Source organism: Parvibaculum sp., from assembly GCF_035511255.1.
Taxonomy (GTDB): Bacteria; Pseudomonadota; Alphaproteobacteria; order Parvibaculales; family Parvibaculaceae; genus Parvibaculum.
The window spans coordinates 1-3,382 of sequence record NZ_DATKFR010000223.1; the positions used below are offsets into that span (position 1 = coordinate 1).

Sequence of the window (3,382 nt, forward strand, 5' to 3'; positions counted from 1 at the left end):
TCTCCCTCGCCGAACTCTGCATTGCCGCCGCCGCCGAAGCCTGGCGGAACGACGGCGAGATTCTCGCGACCGGCATCACCGTGCTGCCGCGTCTGGCAGCGGGGCTCGCGAAGCTTACCTTCAATCCGGCATTGATGATGACCGATGGCGAGAACGCCTTCGTCTCGGAGCCGGTGCCACTTGGGCCCCGCAACGGCTACGCGCCGAAGGTTGAAGGCTGGGCGCCCTATGCGCGCACCTTCGACAATCTCTGGAGCGGCAAGCGCCATGCGATGGTCGTGCCGACGCAAATCGACCGCTACGGCCAGACCAACATTTCGACCATCGGCCCGCGCGCGAAGCCCAAGGCGGCGCTGCTCGGCGCACGCGGCTATCCGGGCAACAGCATCAATCATCAGAACAGCTATTTCCTGCCGAGCCACAACAATCGCGCGCTGGTCGAAGGCGAAGTCGATTTCGTCTGCAGCGTCGGCTACAACAAGGCGCGTTGGCTGAACGGGCGAAAGCCTTTCGGTCTCGACCTCCGCCTCATTGTCACCGATCTCGCCGTGCTCGACTTCGAGGGACCGGATCACCAGATCCGCGTGCGCTCGCTCCATCCGGGTATCAGCTTCGATCAGGTGCAGGACAATACGGGCTTCCCGCTGGTGCGCCCCGAGCGCATACCCGAGACGGCGGCGCCGACGCCCGAACAACTCCACATCATCCGTGAACGGCTGGACCCCAACGGCCAGCGCAAGACGGTATTCAAGGACGACCCGGTGGGCGACCGCCGGGCCGCGTGAGGTCACCCATGAGCCAGCCCGTCGCCAAGGAAGAAGCCGCCCGGCCGAAGGATCTTGTCGAGCCGCAAAAGGTCGACATCGTCTACGAAACCGACGAGCCCGTTCTCTACAAGGTCGAGGACGGCGTCGCCTGGGTGACGATGAACCGGCCGCGCTTCAACAACGTCCAGAATTCGCAGATGACCTATGAGCTTGATGCCGCCTTCCGCCGCGCGGTGGACGACGACGCGGTCAAGGTCATCGTGCTCAAGGGGGAAGGCAAGCACTTCTCTGCCGGTCACGACATCGGGACGCCGGGCCGCGATCTTCACAAGACATGGGACCGCGCGCATATCCTCTACGACCACACCAACAAACCCGGCGCCGAGCTTCTCTATGCGCGCGAGCAGGAAGTCTATCTCGGCATGTGCCGCCGGTGGCGCGATGTGCCGAAGCCGACCATCGCCATGGTGCAAGGAGCCTGTATCGCGGGCGGCCTGATGCTCGCCTGGGTCTGCGATCTCATCGTCGCCTCCGAAGACGCCTTCTTCCAGGACCCCGTGCAGCGCATGGGCATTCCAGGCGTCGAATATTTCGCGCATGCCTTCGAGCTGCCGCCGCGCGTCGCCAAGGAATTCCTGATGCTGGGCGAGCGCATGCCGGCGGAGCGCGCCGCGCAATTCGGCATGGTCAACCGCATCGTGCCGCGCGACCAGCTTGAAGCCGAGACGCGCGCCATGGCGGCGAAGCTCGCCGAACAGGGCCGGCTCGGGCTCTGGCTCACCAAACAGGCGATCAATCACGTCGAGGATCTGCGCGGCAAGCGCACGGCGATGGACGCCGTCTTTCACATGCACCATTTCGCCCATGCGCAGAATGATCTCGTTTCGGGCAACAGCCTTGGCGGACTCGACGGCAAGTCGATGGCGGCTGCGAACAAGAAACAGGCGAAAGACTCCTGAGAGGAAACGACGTGGCGTTCGATCCCCTGCATACGGTGCTCGTCGAGCGGCTCGGCTGCCGCTACCCGATCATCCAGACGGCGATGGGATGGATCGCGACGCCGCCGCTCGTCGCCGCGAGCTGCGAGGCGGGCGCCTTCGGCTTTCTGGGCGCCGCCGTGATGACGCCGCAGGAAGTGACCGGCGCCATCGCCGAGGTGAAGCGACGCACCGCGAAACCCTTCGGCGTCAATTTCCACATGTTCCAGCCGGGCGCAACGGCGATCGTCGAGACGATCATCGCGCATCGCGACCAGATACGCGCGGTCAGCTTCGGCCGCGGCCCTGACAGGAAGATGATCGCTCGTTTCCGGGACGCGGGCATTCTCTGCATTCCGACCGTCGGCGCGGTCAAGCACGCGCAGAAGATGGTCGAGCTCGGCGTCGACATGGTGACGGTTCAGGGCGGCGAAGGCGGCGGGCATACGGGCTCGGTGCCGACGACGGTGTTGCTGCCGCAGGTTCTCGATGCGGTGAAGGTGCCGGTCGTTGCCGCTGGTGGCTTCAGCGACGGGCGTGGGCTCGCGGCGGCGCTCGCCTACGGCGCCGTCGGCATCGCGATGGGCACGCGCTTCCTGTTGACGAGGGAGAGCCCGGTGCCGGACGTCACCAAGGCTTTCTATCTCAAGGCGGGCACCGACGACATTCTCGTCTCGACCAAGGTCGACGGGCTTCCGCAACGCATGGTGCGCTCACCGCTGATGGATCGTATCGAGCGCTCCGGAGCCGCGGCCATGTGGCTGCGCGCTTTCGAAAGCGGGCTCGCGATGAAGAAACGCACCGGAGCCTCGTGGTTCGAGATGTTGCGCGCCGCGCGCGGCATGACCTCGCATGGCGACATGACGCTCGCGCAGGCGATGATGGCAGCTTCCGCGCCGATGCTGATCCAGAAGGCCGTCGTAGAAGGCAAACCTGAAGAAGGATTGATGGCGACGGGCCTCGTCGGCGGGCGCATCGGCGACCTGCCGAGCGTCGCAACGCTCGTCGACGGCATCGTCGCGGAGGCGCAGGCCCGCATCGCCGCGCTGACCGACCTGCCTTCCCGCGCCACATCGGCTGCACAATAAGAAGGAAGACCCGATGCCGATCACGCTCGACATTCGCGGACAGGTGGCCGAGATCGTTTTCGATCACCCGCCGGTCAATGCCTTCGACAGCGCGCTCTGGAATACGTTGCCGGACATCATCACGAAAGCCGGGGACGACGAAACCGTCCGCTGCGTGCTGATCCGCGCCGAAGGCAAGGGCTTCTGCGGCGGTGTCGACATCAAGGAGATGCAGAAATATCCCGAGCGCATCGTCGCGCTCAATCGCGGCAATTATCTCACCTTCAAGGCGGTGCGCGACTGCGCGGTTCCCGTCCTCGTCGCGGCGCATGGCTTCGTCATCGGCGGCGGCATCGGCATTTGCGGCGCGTCGGACACGATCATCGCATCGGATGACTGCTTCTTCTCGCTGCCGGAAATCGACCGCGGCGCGATGGGCGGCGCCTCGCACCTCTCGCGCATGCTGCCGCTTCACAAGGTGCGGGCTGCCTTCTTTACCGGCGGCCGCGTCACGGCGGAAGAAGCATGGCGGCTCGGCGGCGTCGAGAAACTCGTGCCACGCGCGGCGCTT

Annotated in this window: 4 protein-coding genes; all 4 read left to right on the forward strand. The window is 65.5% G+C overall.

Annotated features, from left to right (window positions below; genetic code table 11):
• Positions 1-785, forward strand: a 785-nt coding sequence (locus VMR03_RS08725; RefSeq protein ID WP_325404268.1) for a ketoacid CoA transferase, incomplete at its 5' end; no start/stop codon positions are given.
• A gap of 8 nt (positions 786-793) precedes the next feature.
• On the forward strand, positions 794-1,726 hold the full coding sequence (locus tag VMR03_RS08730; protein ID WP_325404270.1) for an enoyl-CoA hydratase: 933 nt from the start codon (positions 794-796) through the stop codon (positions 1,724-1,726).
• An 11-nt stretch (positions 1,727-1,737) separates the two neighbouring features.
• On the forward strand, positions 1,738-2,832 hold the full coding sequence (locus VMR03_RS08735; RefSeq protein WP_325404272.1) for a nitronate monooxygenase: 1,095 nt from the start codon (positions 1,738-1,740) through the stop codon (positions 2,830-2,832).
• A gap of 13 nt (positions 2,833-2,845) precedes the next feature.
• Positions 2,846-3,382 (forward strand): enoyl-CoA hydratase-related protein (locus tag VMR03_RS08740; protein ID WP_325404274.1); only part of this gene is annotated, 537 nt, incomplete at its 3' end.

Excerpts from the sequence above, each read along its gene's own strand:
- VMR03_RS08730 (WP_325404270.1), top strand. The coding sequence starts at position 794 with ATGAGCCAGCCCGTCGCCAAGGAAGAAGCCGCCCGGCCGAAGGATCTT.